The sequence below is a fragment of the Bogoriella caseilytica genome, assembly GCF_003752405.1.
GTDB classification, from domain to species: Bacteria; Actinomycetota; Actinomycetes; order Actinomycetales; family Actinomycetaceae; genus Allobogoriella; species Allobogoriella caseilytica.
Window position 1 is genome coordinate 1,607,402 of the sequence record NZ_RKHK01000001.1, and the last position, 17,488, is coordinate 1,624,889.

Here is a 17,488-nt window from a genome sequence, read left to right on the forward strand (position 1 = left end):
GCAACCCGCGGCCCGCGGGGGAATGCTCCAGGAAGGGCTGGTCAGGCGATGCGGTCCACGACCGAAGATCCAGCTTCAGCTCCAGTGCCTGGCAGGCTGCGGTCGACGGTGCTCCCCAGGGCCGTCGCGTCACTGACCGCCGGGATCCTCATCACTGGCTGTGGCGCGAACGACGCCGGTGATCGCATCGACGTCGAGGTCACGGCTGACCTCTACTCCGGTCAGGAGAATCCCGAGTGGGCGCTCTCGGAGTCGGCCGCCGAGGACTTGGTCGAACACATCCACACGGTGACCGGCATGGCCGAGACTCGTCAGGACCACCCAGGCCTCGGCTTCCGCGGATTCCTGGTCGAGGGCGAGCTCGAGGGGCTCGAGGGCGCGGAGGTGCGCGTCGTTGCGGACGGTCTGAGCGTCGACCACGGCGACGAACTCCTCTGGATGCCGGACGGCGGGACCGCCTTCGAGATCATCGTCGACGATCTGGACGCGCAGTTCTCGGCCGCAGAGCGCGAAGCCATCCAGGAAGCCGGGGACTAGCACGGGCGGCCGCGGCCCGGCCGGCGCCGCCCAGCTCAGCGTCGCCCAGCGGTAGCCCTGCCCCCTCAGCTCAGCTCGGGCGCGATCGGGAAGTTGGCGTTGAAGACGTTGTCCGGATCCCACTCATGCTTCAGGCGGCGCAGCCGGCCCAGCGTCGGCTCGGGGAAGGCTTCGCTGAGGCGCTCCGGGCGGGTGTCGCTGCTGAAGGACAGGTAGGAGCCGTCCTGCGCCGGAAGGATCAGGGTGTCCCACACCGAGTTCAACCGATCGGCACTCCCGCCCATCGCGGCCAGTGAGAAGTTCTGGTGGCGGTGCGCATAGGCGGTGGCCTGGGGGTCGACGTCGGCCGCAGCGCCACCGGTGGCCCGGATCGCTATCACGTTCGACGCGCCCGATTCGGCCAAGCGCGAGATCGCCCGGGCGGTGTCGGTGTCCAGGTGGGTGAGCAGCCCCGAGCGGGAGTAGGGATCGCCGCCACCGGTGTGGTGCGCATCGGCGGCCTGGACCACGCTGGAATACGGCATGACATAGCCCTGGTGTGAGAGCAGTTGCCCGGCGCCTGCCAGCTGCTCCAGCCAGGGCATGGCGGTCTCGGAGTCCTCGTTGGCCCACACGGTCATCAGTTGGGCGGTCATGCCCTGAGCGGTGTTGCCGCCGAGGAAGAGGTTGGAGGTGAGCTCGCGCGGAGCGCCCTCCAGGACGGCGCCCCAGTGCTGCAGCAGGGCCACCGGATCCTGTGCGCTGAGCGTCATGACCGAGTGGATGACGTTGCCGACCTCGCCTGGTTCGAGCTCGACGGCGGTGACGATGCCGAAGTTCCCTCCGGCCCCGCGCATGGCCCAGTAGAGCCCGGTGTTCTCCTCGGCGCTGGCGCGCACGAGTTCGCCGTCCGCGGTAACGACCTCGTAGGCGCGCACGCGGTCGATGGTCAGGCCCTGCCGGCGCCCGAGGAGACCGATGCCCCCCGTGGTGGCCAGCCCACCCACGCCCACGCCCCCATAGTCACCTGAGGTGATCGCACGCCCCCGCGGGGTGAGTACGCCGGCGATCTGGCCCCACGTGGCACCAGCGCCGGCGCGCACCAGGCTGGCGTCCTCGTCGAGGAGCTCGATGCCGTCCAGGGCGCCGACGTCGATGACGATGCCGCCGTCGTTGGTGGAGCGCCCTGAGATCCCGTGGCCGGCCGAGCGCACCGCGAGCGGCACAGGCTGGCGGCGAGCGAAGAGCAGCGCCTCGCGCACTTCCTCGGCGTTGCGCGGCCGGAGCACCAGGCCCGGCGCCCCGGAGCGCAGGTAGTTGTGCCGGACGGTGTCGTACTCCTTGTCGCCCGGCTCGACGGCGCGCGCGAGCAAACTGGCGGGAATGGCGTCGTAGTCGATGTGCTCCCGGCGCAGGGACAACGCGGCCGTGCCGCGACGGGCCTCCGCAGGCACAGTGCCAGCGCGGCGGCGCTCGGCAGCCACATTCTCCCGCACGGCCGGGGCGATCTCCTCACCGAAGGTGGCCAGCAGCGTGGGGTCGTCGCCCATGGCGATGAAGGTGGCGACCCCATGCTCGATGGCGAACTCGGTGAGCTCGTCGATCCACTGGTCCACCGGCCCCTGCAGCTGGCCTTGCGGGCTGGGCAGGATGGCGCCGCCGATGTTGAGCATGCGCCGGATCTGGGCCGGGTGCCGGCCGGCCTCTTCGGCGGCCTCGTCGATGATGCGGTTGCCTCGCTCGAGGTCGCCGTCCTTGAGATACGGCAGCGAGGGGAGCCAGCCGTCGCCCTTGCGGGCGGTCAAGCGCAGCATGCGTGGCTTGTAGGCGCCGATCCAGATCGGGATGTCGTGTGCGGGCGCCGGGCCGCGGCGGGCTCCGACCACCTGGTGGTGCTCGCCGTCGAGGCGCACCATGCCGCGCTGGCGGGTGTTCCACAGCTCGCGCATGACGTCGATCGCCTCGGACAGGGAGTCGATCGATTCGCCCGGGGTCAGGCGTTGCGCACCCATGGTGACGATGGCGTCCCACATGCCGCCGGCGCCGAGGCCCATCGCCACACGGCCGCTGGAGAGCAGGTCGAGGCTGGCGGCGGCGCGTGCCAGCACCGCGGGCGGGCGCAGTGGCAGATTGAGCACGTTGCCCGCCACGGTCACGCGTTCGGTGGCGGCCGCCACCCAGGACATCAGCGTCCAGGTGTCCACGAACTGGGCGTTGTAGGGGTGGTCCTGGAAGGTGACAAGATCCAGACCGGCGGCTTCGGCGGCCTGCGCCAGACGCACCGGCTCCTGCGGGTTCGATGCGGTGGGGGTGATGAACGCCCCGAAGGTGAGGTCGTGGCCGTAATCCGTCATGTCAGGGCAACGTCACGGGGGTCGTGGTTGATTCCGGACGGCGCTGAGTGTGAGCCCTGGCCCACGCGACCGCCCGCCGCGCCCCACCCCCTCCAACGAGCGTGAGCCAACGAGCAGGCCCCAACGCCCCCTCCAACGAGCGCGAGCCCTGATGCCCGGGACCGAGCCCTGATGTCTGGCATCAAGGATCGACCCGAAACATCAGGGCTCAGCGTGGTGGTGAGTCAGATTCGGAGTCCCGAGATCAGACCTCAGTGGTCGTGGTCGTCCTCGTCGTCACCGTGGTCGTGGTCGTGGTCGTGGTCCTCGTCATCACCGTGGTCGTGGTCATCCTCGTGGGCGTGCTCGCCGTCGTCGTGACCGTGGTCGTGCTCCTCCGGGTGCTCGCCGGGTTCGCCCGGGAACCCGGTCACGACGGTGATCTCGTTCGGCACCACCTCGAGGTCGTAGCTGGCAAGCACGTCACCGCCGCTGATGTCGACCGCGTGGATCTGGTTGGTGGCGGGCTCAGTGACGTAGGCGATCTCGCCGGCCACAGCCAAGGCCGGGCGCGGCTGCTGCCACACCTCGGGCTCCACCCACTCCTCGACGACGTCGATGGAGTTCTCGATCTCCCCGGTCTCCGGGTCGATCACGTGCAGCGCACCGGACTCGGTGAGCACCAGGGCCTCGGCCTGCGGGCCGCGGGCCAGGCCGCGGAAGTTGTACGGGGCATCCACCTCGACGAGCTGCATCGAGTCGTCGCGGGTGTCCACGAGGACCACGTTGGTCATCGGCTCGTCGGGGTCGGTGCGCAGGTCGCCCAGCACGATGGGCGAAGCGTGGGTGCCGAACAGGTTGCCCGTGCGGGCGAAGTCGTTGTCGCCGGTGTCGGCTTCGACCTTGTGCCAGTGGTCACCGTGCAGGATGATCGGGCCGTCCTCGCAGCCCAAGACCACCGCGTGGTCCTCAGCCACGGTCTCGCCGTGGACGCCGGGGCAGTTGTCCGCCTCAGCGATGACCTCGCGGTCAGCGTCCAGTAGCGCGGCACCCGTGCGTCCGTCGGCGTCTCCGACGGTGATGACGAGTTCGTCGTCGTACAGCGCCACCGCCACACCGTGGTGGGCCTCGGGCACCGAGTAGGAGCTGTCGGTCTCCGGTTCGCCCTCACCGAGCTCGCTGGGGTCGAAGAGGGTGATGTTGCCGGTGCCGTCGTCGAAGAGGGCAGTCAGGCCGGCGTGGGTGACCACGTGCGCCGGGGTCTCTGCCTCGAAGACGTAGTCCGGCCAGTACGGATCGGCCTCGTAGTAGTGGTAGTGGTCGCCGTGCTCCACGGCATCCAGGCCGACGTCGAACAGTTCCCAGCCTTCGCCGGTCGAGACCAGCACATGGCGGCCGTCGCCGGCGGCGTTCAGGCGGAGGAAGCCGGGAATCTCCTGATCATCGATGACCTCACCGCTGCCGGTGTCCAGGGTGGCCACGCCACCGTCGTAGGTGAAGACGATGCGGTGATCGAGCGTGGAGACCTCGACGAAGTCGCGCTCGCCTTCCTCGTCGTGCTCGTGGTCGTGGTCGTCGTCATGACCATCGTCGTCATGGTCGTCGTGCTCCTCATCGGCTGAGGTGTCGCCGGTGTCCGGGGTTTCCTCGTCGCCGGAGTCGGTGCCGCAAGCGGCGAGCAGAGCGAGCGCGGCCAGGCCGGCGCCGACGCGCAGGGCGAGCGGGCGTGCGCCCGGGTGGGTCACGGAACGGGACATGAAGGCAGTACCTCTCAGGCAGGTGGTGGTGAATCGTGCTGCTCGGAGAGTAGAGAGTGAGAATCGTTCCCGTCAAGAAAGATGGGTGGTCCTGCTCAGACCGAGAGCGGGGTCACATGCCCTCGGCCCAGTCGGCGGCTGCGCGGGCCACGGCGCGCCGCACAGCCCTTCCGGGCAGCTCGGGTGAGCGAGGTGTGGCGGTCAGCGCGCAGGCGGGGATGGCGCCGCCGGCGGCTCCTCGCCGTGATCGCACGGAGCTCCCCGCTCCACGAGCGCACGCAATTCACGGAGCTCCGCGCCCAGCTCGGCGACCTGGGAGCGCGAGGCGGCGCGCTCGGCGTCGTTGCTCTCGGTGACCCGCTCTACCAGCCAGGAGGCGAGCGTGGCCGTGACCAGACCGAGCACCGCGATGCCACCGATCATCAGGCCCACCGCGATGATCCGGCCCACGGTGGTCACGGGGTAGGTGTCGCCGTAACCCACGGTTGTGACGGTGACGACCGCCCACCACAGGCCATCGCCCACCGAGTCGATCGTCGAGCCGGGCTGGCCCCGCTCGGCGTCGGTGAGCGCGAGGCCGCCGCTGACGACCAGCAGGATCGCCCCGCCGGCCATGTAGGTCACCACCTGACCGCGAAGGCGGCCCGAGCCGGTGCGATTGAGCACCGAGAGCAGAGTGACGAGGCGGAGCAGTCGCAAGGGCCGGAGCAAGGGAAGCACCAGCGTGGCCAGGTCAAGCAGGTTCTCCCGAATGAAGGAGCGGCGGTCGAAGGAGAGGACCAGCCTGGCCACGTAGTCCAGGCCGAAGACGATCCACACCGCAGTCAGTGTGATCCCGCAGAGCACGGGCACCCAGGACGGCGCCTCGGGCCAGCTGATGGGCAGGGCATAGGCGACCAGGAAGAGCAGGGCGCTCGCCACCAAGGGCCACTCCGCCCGGCGCTCCCACCGCTGGCGACGTTCCTCGCGTTGCGTCCGCTCGGTCACCTAGTGCTCGATCTCGGCCCACTCGGCGGCTGCGCGGGCCACAGCGCGCCGCAGGGGCATGACCGTGAACGCGGAACGATCCGGGTGGACCCGGTTCGTCATGAGCGCCACGGTCAGCTCGCGGGCGGCGTCGATCACCAGCGAGGTCCCCACGAACCCGGTGTGGCCGATCACGCCGCGATCGGTGGTGTCCATGAAGTTCTGCTGGCCGAGGCGGAAGCCGAGGGCCTGGTCGTAACCCACGCGTTCGGTCTCCGCGGTCCCGAGTGTCCCGCGGTAGAGCAGAGCGCGGGTGTCCTCGCGAAGGAGTGCCGCCGCGCCAGTGCGGACCTCCTCGCCGAGGCGGGCGATGTCGAGCGCGTCGGAGAACAGCCCGGCGTTGCCCGAGCCGCCCAGGGCCCACGCGGCCTCGTCATGGACCTCGCCGTGCACCAGCCCACGACCAGGGCCGGGTTGATACTCGGTCGCGGCTACCGGTCCACTGATCGGCCCGTACGACGTCCGCGACAGCCCAAGGGGCTCGAGGACGGACTCGGTCATGAGCTGCGGCAGGCCCACGCCGGTCAGACGTTCCAGGGCCAGTCCGAGCGTCATGAACCCCACACAGGAGTACACGTGCTCGCTGCCCGAGGCGCGCTCCAGCGGTGTGGAGAGCACGTGCTCGGCGCGTGCCTGCCGCCCGCCCTCGACCTGCCAGAGGCGGGAGACCGCGGGGAATCCGGCGGTGTGGTTCAGGAGGTGCCGCAGGCGTACCTCCGCCCGGACCTCCGGGCTGACGCCGCGTTCGCCTTCGGCGCCGGCGCGGGCGTGCCGGAACTCGGGAAGGTACTCCACCACGGGGGCCTCGAGATCGATCACGCCGCGGTCGGCCTGGACCAGAGCCGTCATGGCGACGGCGATCTTGGTGATCGAGGCGATATCCCAGCGGTGATCTGCGGTGATCGCCTCACGGTCAGCCTCAGGCAGCAGTGCACCGTCGGCGTCGAAGAGGACGGCGTAGCCGGCGTGCGCCCGGGCCACCAGTTCGCCACGGTGGAAGATGGCCGCTGCGGCTCCGGGGGTGGCCGGCAGCGCCTCTTCTCCGGCGGCGATCGCCGGGGCGGGGCCCGCAGCGGCGGGCTGGGTGGACTCGTGCAGCAGGGCAGTCAGGGAGGCCTGGAGATTCACCTGCGCAAGCCTACGGGTGGTGGACGGTGGCGGCCCCGGCCGGCGCCGGAGCCGCCGCCTCCGGGTCAGTCGCTGAAGCGCGTCAGTTCGATGTCGAAGAGCGGATCGTGGCCCCCGGTGAACACCAGATAGAGATCGTGGAAACCGCGCGCTCCTCCCGGGCTGGTGTCGATGTCCGTCGACACGGTGATCCATTCGCCGGGTTCACCGGAACTGCTGGGCACGGCCATCGTGCCCACCAGGGTTCCTCCGGGGTCACCGAGACGGACCTCGATGGCACCACCCGCCCGGGGTGCCACCTCGGCGTGAATCCGGAGCTGGCCCCGTTGCGCCGCAGTGCCTGCGGCCGAACCATCGGCGAAGTTCACGTTCGCATAGCGTAGAAAGCTCCCGTCACTCACATCGGTGACGACCTCGCCACGTTCGGTGGTGAGCACGCCGAAACCAGGCGACTGCCCGTCGTTCTCCGCGGCGAGGTAGGTGGAGAAGACGTCCTTCCGATCGGGCAGTTCCGGCAGCTCGCTGCCGCTCGGCACGAAGGTCGTCACGCTCTGCCCGCGCAGCGTTGCGGTGAAGGACCGGTCCACGGTGCCGATCGCCTCGAGCTGGCGCATGTTCTCGCTGGCCGAAGTCCGGTAGGGAACCACAGCCGACGGCGTACCACTGCCAGAGGCGACCGAAGCGACGCACTGACCTTGATTGCGGAAGCTGGGGTCGGTGAACTCCCGCCAGCCACCGTTCTTGCAGTCCTCCTTCGTCTCCGGAGGGAGCGGGAACCCGCCCTCGAGATCCACGGTGAGGTCGAGGTCGTCCTCGTTGGTGTTGACCACCACGATCGTGAACTGCCCGGTCTCTTCCTCCTTGAAGGCGCTGACCGTCACGCCCTCCACGGGTTGGTGATCTGCCTCGATCACCACGTAGCCATCGGAGATGAACCGGCTGTACTGGCCGATCGTGTAGTACCGCTTGAAGGTTCGGAACTCGCCGGTCTCGGTCGGTGCGCCGCTCTGGGGAGTGCCGTCGTTGGCGAGCCGGATCAGGTCGGACCCGTCGGCGCCGTTGTTGGCCACCGGCCACCACCAGAAGTAGGCGTTGAGGCTGGAGGTCTCAAACATGTTCGAGATCAAGGTGGCGTAACGCAGGCCGTCGGAGATGGTGTTGTTCTGGAAGGAGTTGTCGGCCGGTGCTCCCTGGTTCATGTACTCCGTCTGCCACACGGGCTTACCGAGCTGGTTGGTGACCTCGAAGGCCTCCGGCCGGGGTGTCGTCGCGCCATTGATCAGCCCGGTGTAGGCGTGCGCGGCCACGACGTCGACGTAGGGCTCGGTGCCCGGGTCGAGCAGCGAGGGAAGGACCCATTGCTCGTGGAACCCGACAGTCTCCCCAACCACGATCTGGGTGTCGATGCCCTCGGCCTCGAAGGTGGGGCCCAAGTACTCACCCACGAAGGTGCTCAGCTCGGCCGGAGACCACTCGCTGCTGGAGTAACTCGTGGAGAGATCGGGTTCATTGGTGGGGGAGAGGTGGGTGATCTCGATGCCGAAGTGCTCGGAGTAACCCTGCACGTAGGCGGCGAGATAGTCGGCGAACTCCTGGTACATGTCCGGCCGGAGGCGGTTGGGCAGGCCGCCCGGAGAGCCGGTGACGCTCTCGTTCTCCTTCATCCACGCCGGCGGGCTCCACACGCTCGCCAGAATTGTCTCGACCCCTCGTGCCTGCGCTTCCTGCATCAGCCAGATCTGGTAGGCGTCGAAGTCGTCCTTGACCTCGTCCCAGTCGGGCCGGTCCCACACATAGGGGCCAGGATCCGGCTGGATCGTCTCGGACGGCCCGTCGAAGAGCTCATCGCCCCACTCGTCGATGCCGCCATCGCCCACCATGACGCGGACGATGTCCAGGCCGATGCCCTGGTCGACGTCGAAGATCATGTCGAGTACTTCCCCGGCGAGGGGGTCACCGAGGCGCTGGACGGATCCCGCCTTGTGGAAGGCCCACGACCCTCCGAATCCGTCGACCGTCTGCCGCTCCACCGACCAATCGACGACCGCGCGTGGCGTGTCCCCCTCCGGTTGGGCTAATGCCGTGCCGGCTGCGGTGGCGCTCACCGCCAGGCCCGTCATCGTTCCCACTGCGAGCAGGCGCCGTCCGCGCCCCCCTTGACGTCCAGCCATCATCTACTCCAAGTCGCCATTGTCCTGGACTCCGAAAGATTTCGATTCTGTTTCGGAATGTGACCCACGTTACCGACAGGGTGGTGGTGAGGCAAGGCTCAGACTCCACAGCGGCGTCCGGGCGCAATGGCGCTCCGGTTGGACGGGTTGATCCCGGGACCCGCGGTGACGGAAGAATGGTCGTCATGCCTGAACACGCCCACGCCGAGTCCTCGTCCGCTGCCGACCTCGTCGAGGAAGTGCTGGGGAGCACTCCGCTGGTGGACGGCCACAATGACCTCCCCTGGGCGTTGCGAGAGGACCCGGTCGCCGCGAACGGGCCTGCGCCGCGCCCCTCGGTGGAGGGTTTGGCCGCGTCACGGCCGGAGTTCCACACCGACCTGACCAGGCTTCGCCAGGGCCGGGTGGGCGTGCAGTTCTGGTCGGTCTACGTGCCCTCCACGCTGCCGGAGCCGGAAGCGGCCGTGGTCACCCTGGAGCAGATCGACGTCGCTCACCGGCTCATCGCGCAGTACCCCGAGCACCTGCGCTTCGTGCGTACCGCTGACCAGGCCCGCGCGGCCTTTGCCCACGGGCGAATCGCCTCCCTGCTCGGCGCCGAGGGCGGGCACTCGATCGCCTCCTCGCTGGGAACGCTGCGGGTCATGGCCGCGCTCGGCGTGCGCTACATGACCCTGACGCACAACGACAACGTTCCGTGGGCCGACTCGGCCACCGACCAACCGGCAGCGCAAGGTCTGACCGAGTTCGGTCGCGAGGTCGTCGCCGAGATGAACCGCGTGGGCATGCTCGTGGACATCTCCCACACCTCCGAAGCCACGCAGCTCGCCGCGATGGAGGCCTCGACGGCGCCCGTGATCTACTCCCACTCCTCCGTGCGTGCCGTGTGCGACCACCCCCGCAACGCCTCCGACGCCGCGCTCGAGACTCTGCGCGGGAACGGCGGGGTCCTGCAGGTGACCTTCGTGCCGAGTTTTGTGCATCCCGACATCCGGCCCTGGTACCAGGAGCGCACCGCAGCCCTGGAGGGTCTCGACGGCGGTGACCGCGAGGCGCACGCGGAGGCCTGGGAGGCCGGTCACCCGCGCCCCCGGGTCACCATCGAGGATGTGGTGGCGCACGTGGAGCATGCTCGCGAGGTGGCCGGCATCGACCACATCGGTCTCGGCGGCGATTACGACGGCTGTCCGTGGTTGCCCGAAGGCCTTGAGGATGTCTCGGGCTACCCCCGGCTGCTCACCGCGCTGGCCGAGCGCGGCTGGTCCCGCAGCGATCTGGCCAAGCTCGCTGGGGAGAACGTGCTCCGCGTGATGGGCGCGGCCGAGGACGTCGCGAGCGAGCTGCCGGGGCTCTGACCCGCCCCGGATTCCGAAACGCCGGCGGGCACCGCGAGTAGCCGGCGCGATGGGCGGTGGTTGGGCGGCGCAATCGCGGCCACGCCGGGAGGATCGCGGCTGCCGAGTCGCCGTCGGGCCGTGATGCCCTAGCGTGGTGCCTATGGGAATCGCGCGCGCCGCCCGTGCCCTCGAGGGCTCGATCAATCGCCGGAGCGTGGTCTACCTACGGCGCCGCGGTTGGGTTCCCCGCATCGTGGGCCTGAGCGGATATGGCTCGCATCGCAGCCTGCACGTCTTCGGGCGCGTCATCATGGCCGATCCGGACGGGCCGGACTTCTTCGACGACCTCGAGGACGATCACGCGCGGATGCCCACTCGGCCCGCCGAGGTCGCTGCCGAAGCCCAGCGCGGCTGGCGATCCTTCTTCACCGCCCAGGTGGGCTACCTGCCCGTCATAGTTCATGCCGGGGGCCAGTCGATCCGCACCACCACCGACCGCTCGGGCTACATCGACGTCCTGGTGCGCGACCACGGGCTGGAGCCGGGATGGCAGGAGGTGCAGATCGAGGCGCTCGCCGCCCGGCCGGTGACCGCCAAAGTGCTGGTGGTGGATCCCGCCGTGCGCACCGGCATCGTTTCCGACATCGATGACACGATCGTGGTGACCATGCTGCCGCGTGTCTTCATCGCAGCCTGGAACACCTTCGTGCGCTTCACCTCCGCGCGCAACGCCGTGCCGGGCATGGCCTCGCTCTACCAGCGACTGCTCGAGGAGGAGGACGGCGCCCCGATCTTCTATCTCTCCACCGGGGCCTGGAACACGGTCCCCACCCTGCGCCGTTTCATGCGCCAGCACGGCTACCCCGAGGGTCCGATGCTCATGACCAACTGGGGCCCCACTCCCACCGGGCTCTTTCGCAGCGGAGTGGAGCACAAACGCGTCCAGCTCCGGAACCTCATGATCACCTTCCCTGAGATCCGCTGGGTGCTCGTGGGCGATGACGGCCAGCACGACCCCATGGTTTACGACGAGATTGCGCGGGAGCACCCTCGGAAAGTGACGGCGGTCGCGATCCGTGAGCTGACCCCCACCGAGCAGGTGCTCGCCCACGGCACGCCCGAGGCCATCGAGCAGCCGCCCGCGATCCGCAACGCCTCGGCCGAGCACGGGGTGCCGACGGTGCGGGGCCGAGACGGCTACGCTCTGGCCACCCTCCTGCCCGAGGTGGTCGACGAACGCCACGCGGCCGAGGAGCGGCGGCTCACGAACTGACGGTCCCGCCGCCGTCCTCGGCGCGGCGCAGCCACGCCAGCACCCCGGAGACGTGGGAGAGCGTGCGTGCGGAGGCAAGCTGGTCATCACCGGCGGCGATGGCATCCACGATCGCTTGATGTTCAGCGAGGGTGCGGGCCACCGCATCGTCCTCGGTGAGGCCGCGCCAGATCCGCGCCCGGGCCGTGGGCATGGAGATGGATTCGATGATGGAGGCCAGGACGGAGTTGCCGGCGCCGCGCGCCACGGCTGCGTGGAAGGTGACGTCGTGGCTCACCAGATCCGTGACATCGGTGGCCGAGCTGGACTCCTCGATCAGCGCGCGTAGGTCACGCACCGATGCTTCGGTCATGGTGCGTGCCGCGAGCGCGGCCGCCGCCGGTTCGAGAATCCGCCGGACCTCGAAGAACTCGATCACCCCGGCGTCCTGGCGGAACTCCAGCAGGAAGTTCAGGGCCTCGATGAGGTTCTCCGGACTCATCTCCGAGACGTAGGTGCCATCGCCCTGGCGGACGTCCAGGATCCGCACCAGGCTGAGGGCGCGCACGGCCTCGCGCAAGGAGTTGCGAGAGACCCCGACGGCGGCGGCGAGATCGGCTTCACGGGGCAGGCGATCCCCCGGTTGCAGCTCGCCGGAGCGGATCATGGCCTTGATGGCCGCGATGGCGTCATCGGTCACGGCCATGGCATCTCCTCATCGGCGGCGAAATGGTGTGCGGTTCAGGTGAGCAGGATGGCACGTCGCTGGCGAGACGAAACATCGGAGGTCTTGGGCCATTATAGGTGGGAGCAATCCACCTCAAGGAGCACGATCATGCCGGAGCCGCAGAGTACGCCGGGGTCTGCCGCCCCCCTCACCGACACGCATCTCCATGTCTGGGACCTGCGTGGCGGCCCCTATGGCGTGAGTTATCCGTGGCTGACCTCGGGGCCGCTGCGCCGCACGCACACCTGGGCCGAAGTGCAGCCGCAGCTCTGCGCAGCAGGTGTGGAGCGCGTGGTGCTGGTCCAGGCCTCTGATCAGCTTGCCGAGACCGACGAGCTGCTGCGGGTCGCCCGCGAAGCCCGGCTTCCCGCCGCAGGCCACGGCGGCGCCTCCCCCGTGTCCGCTGAGCCTGTGGAGGTGGCCGTCGTGGGATGGCTACCCCTGGCTGATGCCGCAGCGGTGGAACGGGAGATCGACCGGCGGCCGGCCACCGAACTCGTGGGGGTGCGCCACCTCATCCACGATGAACCCGACGATCGCTGGATGCTGCGCTCCGACGTCGCTGCCGGTATGGCAGTGCTCGAAGCGCAGGGACTGGCTTTTGACGCCGTGGCGGAACGCCCCGATCTCCTCGCACAGCTTCCCGAGGTCGCGAAGCGTCATCCCGGTCTGCCGATCGTGCTCGACCATCTGGGCAAACCGCCGATCACTGCCGGGTGGGGGAGTGAGGAGGCTGCGCTGTGGAGAGCGCAGATTCGGCAGGTAGCCGCGCATCCGCAGGTGGCTGCCAAGTTTTCTGGTCTGGCGACGATCACGGCCGAGGCGCAGGAGTGGCGCCCGTATCTCGACCATGCACTGGAGTCCTTCGGCACCGGCCGCCTCATGCTCGGCAGTGACTGGCCGGTCTCCACTCTCGCCGGCGAGTACGCCGACATCATGGGTGCCCAGGTCAGCCTTCTGGCTGAGCTGAGTGAGAGGGAGCGGCGGGCCATCGGTCACGAGAACGCCCACCGGATCTACCGCCTGGCACCAGCCGCCTGATCTGGCTCCGGGGGTGCCACTGGCGCCTGTGCCGCTCCGTGTGCTAGACATCGGATGTTTAGACATCGGATGTTTCTAGGATCAGACGGCAAGGCCTGCTCGTGGGGCAGGCTCTGAAGGGACCACCGCACATGGCGACCATCACCGCTCTGGAGACCAGGGATGTCCGCTTCCCGACCTCGAGGCACCTCGACGGCTCGGACGCGATGAACCCTGATCCGGACTACTCGGCCGCCTATGTGGTGCTGCGCACCGACGAGCCGACCGCCAGTGGCGAGCCGCTATGTGGCTACGGGCTGGTCTTCACCATCGGGCGCGGCAACGACGTGCAGACCGCCGCCCTCCAGACACTCGCCGGGCACGTGGTCGGTATGGACGTCGAGGCACTCACCTCCGACCTCGGTGGTTTCTCCCGGCACCTGACCGGGGACTCCCAGCTGCGCTGGCTGGGCCCGGAGAAGGGCGTGATGCACATGGCCATCGGCGGCGTGGTCAACGCCGCCTGGGATCTGGCCTCGCGTCGTGCCGGCCAGCCGCTGTGGCGCTTTATCGCCGAGATGAATCCCGCACAGCTCGTGGACTGCGTGGACTGGCGCTACCTCTCCGATGCCCTCACCCGGGAGGAAGCGCTCGCCATGCTCGAGGAGGCCGCCGCCGGGCGCGCCGAGCGGATGTCTGAGCTGGAGAGCCGCGGCTACCCCGCCTACACGACCTCGCCGGGTTGGCTGGGGTACTCGGATGAGAAGCTCGCTCGGCTGTGCCGCGAGGCCGTCGAGGAGGGGTACCGCACCATCAAGCTCAAGGTGGGTCTCTCGCTGGAGGACGACCTCCGGCGTCTGCAGATTGCCCGCGACGCTGTCGGGCCCGGCGTAGACCTCGCTGTGGACGCCAACCAGCGCTGGGATGTGGCCGAGGCAGTGGAGTGGATGAACGCGCTCGCCTCCTACGATCTCGCCTGGATCGAGGAGCCCACCAGCCCGGACGACGTTCTCGGCCATGCGGCGATCCGACGCTCCATCAGCACGCCGGTGTCCACCGGTGAGCACACCCACAACCGGGTGATGTTCAAGCAGCTGTTCCAGGCCGAGGCCGTGGACCTGATCCAGATCGATGCCGCGCGCGTGGGCGGGGTCAATGAGAATCTCGCCATCCTGTTGCTGGCTCGGAAGTTCGGCGTGCGCGTCTTCCCCCACGCCGGGGGAGTGGGGCTGTGTGAACTCGTCCAGCACCTGGCCATGGCCGATTTTGTCGCGATCTCCGCGTCCATGGAGGACCGCGCCGTGGAATACGTCGATCACCTCCACGAGCACTTCACTGCTCCGGTGCGCATCGCCGGCGGGCGCTATCTGCCGCCCACCGAGCCGGGAATGGGCGCGGAACTCCGGGCCCAGTCGGTGGAGGAGCACACCTACCCCAGCGGCATCATCTGGCGTGAGGACGCGCAGACCACGGCCACGACTGACATGAAGGAGCCCGCACGATGACTGATTTCGCCGGCCTCACCGCCGTGGTCACCGGGGGCGCCTCGGGGATCGGCCTGGCCACCGCCCGGCTGCTCGCCGGGCGGGGCGCCCAGGTGGCCGTGCTGGACCTGCCCGCCAGCATTGACGCCGGACTCGAGGAGCCACTCGCCGGCTTCACCGCCGACGTCACCGACGACACCTCCGTCCGCACCGCGATCAGCGCCGTCGCCGAGCACTTCGGCGGTATCGACATCGTGATCAACAACGCGGGCATCGGCGCCCAGGGCACCATCGAGGAGAACGAGGACGCCGAGTGGCTCCGGGTGCTGGACGTCAACGTGCTCGGCATGGTCCGCGTGGCCCGGGCCGCGTTGCCCTACCTGCGTCACTCCTCGCATGCGGCGATCGTGAACACCTGCTCCATCGCGGCCAGTGCCGGGCTGCCGCGCCGGGCGCTGTACGCGGCTTCCAAAGGCGCCGTCTACTCCCTGACCCTCGCCATGGCCGCTGACCACGTCCGTGAGGGCGTGCGGGTGAACTGCGTGAATCCCGGCACCGTGGAAACACCCTGGGTGGGGCGGTTGCTGGACAGCGCTGCCGAGCCCGCCGCCGAGCGGGCCGCGCTGGAGGCCAGGCAGCCCCATGGCCGCCTGGTCTCTGCCGAGGAGGTGGCCGCCGCGGTCGCCTATCTCGCCTCCCCGGATGCGGGGTCGACCACCGGCACCTCCCTGGCCGTCGACGGCGGCATGGATGGCCTGCGGGTCCGCGCGCCCGGTCAGTGAACAACCCCCGGGCCGGTAGGGCCGGCGGTGACACCCTGGGTAGTGGCCCGCCCAGCCCTCCCGATAAGGACCTGCGATGACCATGCATCTCTTTCCCACTCCCCGTCACCTCACCGTGACCGGCGGTCCCGCCCCGGCCACGGAGGCGCCCATCACCGTCGACCACGATCCGGCGCTCCCCGCTCAGGGATACCGGCTGGAGTACGGGCCGGGGCAGGTTCGGCTCAGCTACGCCGACGCCGCCGGCCTGCGCTACGCCCAGCAGACCCTGGACCAGCTGCGCGCCCAGCCCACCGACCGTCAGCACGCCGTCGTGGTCGAGGACTGGCCCGACTTCGCCCGGCGAGGCTTCATGCTGGACGTCTCGCGCGACCGTGTGCCCACCCGAGGCGCGCTGGCGCGGTTGGTGGAGATCCTGGCGCTGGCCCGGTACAACCAGCTCGAGCTGTACACCGAGCACACCTTCGCCTACGCCGGTCATGAGGAGGTCTGGCGGGACGCCTCGCCGATCACCCCGGGGGATCTGCACTGGCTGGAGGGCCAGTGCCTGGCTCGCGGCATCGAGCTGGTGGCCAACCAGAACACCTTCGGCCACTGGGAGCGATGGCTCTCGCACGAGACCTACCTGCCCCGCGCCGAGAACGTGGAGCCGCAGAGCTTCGCCGGCCTCATCCGGGCGCCCTCCACCCTGGCGCCCACCGCGGAGAACGCCGAGTTCGTCACCGAACTCCTCACTGAACTCACCGGAAACTTGCGGTCACGCCGTCTGAACATCGGCGCGGACGAGACCTGGGAACTCGGCACCGGCGTGAGCAAGGACCGGGCGGAGGCTGAGGGGCTGGGGCCGGTCTTCCTCGACTACGTGGACCAGGTGGCCCGCCCGTGGACCGAGGCCGGGTACACGGTGGAGTTCTGGGCGGACATCCTCACCGCTCACCCCGAGGTCATCGACCGTATCCCTGCGGGCACCGTGCCGATCGTGTGGCAGTACGACTCCCCGGAGCACATGCGCGCCGTCGCAGCGCTGATGAGCGAGAGCGAACGGACCGCTCTCCTGGCCCACGGCACCGACCCGGACGAGATCATGGGCTTCGCCCCGCGGGCCCAGGCACTGGTCGATGCCGGCCAACCCTTCTGGGTGGCGCCGGGCACCGGCACCTGGCTGTCGTTGATCGGCCGGCTCGACAACGCGGTGGGCAACATCCTCGACGCCGCCGAAGTGGGCACCGCCCACGACAGCGAGGGCTTCCTGCTCACCTGCTGGGGCGACCGCGGCCACTACGACCCGCCCCCGGTGACCTATGGCCCGATCCTCTTCGCCGGCGCCGTCTCCTGGTCGCTCCGGGCCAACCGGGACCTCGACATCGCCGCCGCGCTCGACGGTGTCTTCGAGGACAGCGCCGGTGAGCTGGGGCAGCTGCTGGTCGATCTGGGCCGGGTGGCGAGCAACTTGCCTCCGGTGCGCAATGCCAGCCCGCTCTTCGAGGTGCTGCGCCATGCCGGTGCGCTGGAGCCGCACCAGTACCCCGACGCCGAACAGCTCACCGCCGCGCGCTCTGTGCTCACCGGCGCGCTGGAGGCCCTGGACCGCGCCCGCCCGGCCAGTGCCGACGGTCCCCTCGCAATCGCCGAGATCCGCCAGGCCGTGCGTTGGGCGATCTTCGCGGCGGATTTGCTGGCCTCACGGGTGCTCGAGGTGGACGCGGCCGGCGAGTACGTGGAGCCAGCCGGTGATCCGGCAGCGGCTCAGCAGCTCTCCGACCGGCTCGAGGTGTTGCTCGCCGAGCAGCAGCAGGCGTGGTTGATCTCCGCACGGCCGGGAGGCCTGCGCGACTCCCTGGCCTGGCTCGACCCACTGCGCCACGCACTGCTCGCCCGCAGCAGCGACCGCACTAGGTAGGGACTGGCGCGTACCATCCGCTGACCCGCACCTGCCGACGTGCTCCGGAGTGCCC

13 protein-coding genes are annotated in these 17,488 nt (G+C 69.6%); 7 read left to right on the top strand and 6 right to left on the bottom strand.

Translation table 11 applies throughout. The features are described from left to right. Positions 1-108 precede the first annotated feature (108 nt). Positions 109-537 carry a hypothetical protein gene (locus EDD31_RS07165; RefSeq protein ID WP_148058894.1) on the top strand — a complete coding sequence of 143 codons (429 nt, stop codon included), beginning with the start codon at positions 109-111 and terminating at the stop codon, positions 535-537. Positions 538-602: 65 nt separating this feature from the next. On the opposite strand, the gene EDD31_RS07170 is transcribed toward EDD31_RS07165, so the two are convergent. The 5 genes from EDD31_RS07170 to EDD31_RS07190 form a co-directional block, all read right to left on the bottom strand. After that, entirely contained in the window at positions 603-2,870 is a 2,268-nt protein-coding gene (locus tag EDD31_RS07170; protein ID WP_123303544.1) for an LLM class flavin-dependent oxidoreductase, read from the bottom strand. Positions 2,871-3,121: 251 nt separating this feature from the next. Next, entirely contained in the window at positions 3,122-4,606 is a 1,485-nt protein-coding gene (locus EDD31_RS07175) for a hypothetical protein (protein ID WP_123303545.1), read from the bottom strand. A gap of 201 nt (positions 4,607-4,807) precedes the next feature. Continuing rightward, a complete protein-coding gene (locus tag EDD31_RS07180; protein ID WP_123303546.1) occupies positions 4,808-5,593 on the bottom strand; it encodes a potassium channel family protein in 786 nt (261 codons plus the stop codon). After that, a complete protein-coding gene (locus EDD31_RS07185; RefSeq protein WP_170163229.1) occupies positions 5,594-6,760 on the bottom strand; it encodes a serine hydrolase domain-containing protein in 1,167 nt (388 codons plus the stop codon). A 65-nt stretch (positions 6,761-6,825) separates the two neighbouring features. Next, positions 6,826-8,931 (bottom strand): glycoside hydrolase, encoded by a 2,106-nt coding sequence (locus EDD31_RS07190; protein WP_170163230.1) that lies wholly within the window; start codon positions 8,929-8,931, stop codon positions 6,826-6,828. A 185-nt stretch (positions 8,932-9,116) separates the two neighbouring features. On the opposite strand from EDD31_RS07190, the gene EDD31_RS07195 reads away from it, so the two are divergent. Beyond that, positions 9,117-10,286, top strand: a complete 1,170-nt coding sequence (locus tag EDD31_RS07195; RefSeq protein ID WP_123305281.1) for a dipeptidase — start codon at positions 9,117-9,119, stop codon at positions 10,284-10,286. A 142-nt stretch (positions 10,287-10,428) separates the two neighbouring features. Then, on the top strand, positions 10,429-11,541 hold the full coding sequence (locus EDD31_RS07200) for an App1 family protein phosphatidate phosphatase (RefSeq protein ID WP_123303549.1): 1,113 nt from the start codon (positions 10,429-10,431) through the stop codon (positions 11,539-11,541). On the opposite strand, the gene EDD31_RS07205 is transcribed toward EDD31_RS07200, so the two are convergent. Next, on the bottom strand, positions 11,531-12,226 hold the full coding sequence (locus EDD31_RS07205) for a FadR/GntR family transcriptional regulator (RefSeq protein WP_123303550.1): 696 nt from the start codon (positions 12,224-12,226) through the stop codon (positions 11,531-11,533). The genes EDD31_RS07200 and EDD31_RS07205 overlap by 11 nt on opposite strands. A 129-nt stretch (positions 12,227-12,355) precedes the next feature. Here EDD31_RS07205 and EDD31_RS07210 point away from each other — a divergent pair, with 129 nt between their 5' ends. From EDD31_RS07210 to EDD31_RS07225, 4 genes are all read left to right on the top strand, one after another. After that, entirely contained in the window at positions 12,356-13,288 is a 933-nt protein-coding gene (locus tag EDD31_RS07210) for an amidohydrolase family protein (RefSeq protein ID WP_170163231.1), read from the top strand. Between the two features lie 131 nt (positions 13,289-13,419). Then, positions 13,420-14,772, top strand: a complete 1,353-nt coding sequence (locus tag EDD31_RS07215; protein ID WP_123305283.1) for an enolase C-terminal domain-like protein — start codon at positions 13,420-13,422, stop codon at positions 14,770-14,772. Beyond that, positions 14,769-15,533: an SDR family NAD(P)-dependent oxidoreductase gene (locus EDD31_RS07220; protein WP_123303552.1), complete on the top strand. Its 765-nt coding sequence runs from the start codon at positions 14,769-14,771 to the stop codon at positions 15,531-15,533. The genes EDD31_RS07215 and EDD31_RS07220 overlap by 4 nt, the downstream gene beginning before the upstream one ends. 76 nt (positions 15,534-15,609) lie before the next feature. After that, positions 15,610-17,433 carry a glycoside hydrolase family 20 zincin-like fold domain-containing protein gene (locus tag EDD31_RS07225; RefSeq protein WP_123303553.1) on the top strand — a complete coding sequence of 608 codons (1,824 nt, stop codon included), beginning with the start codon at positions 15,610-15,612 and terminating at the stop codon, positions 17,431-17,433. Positions 17,434-17,488 lie beyond the last annotated feature (55 nt).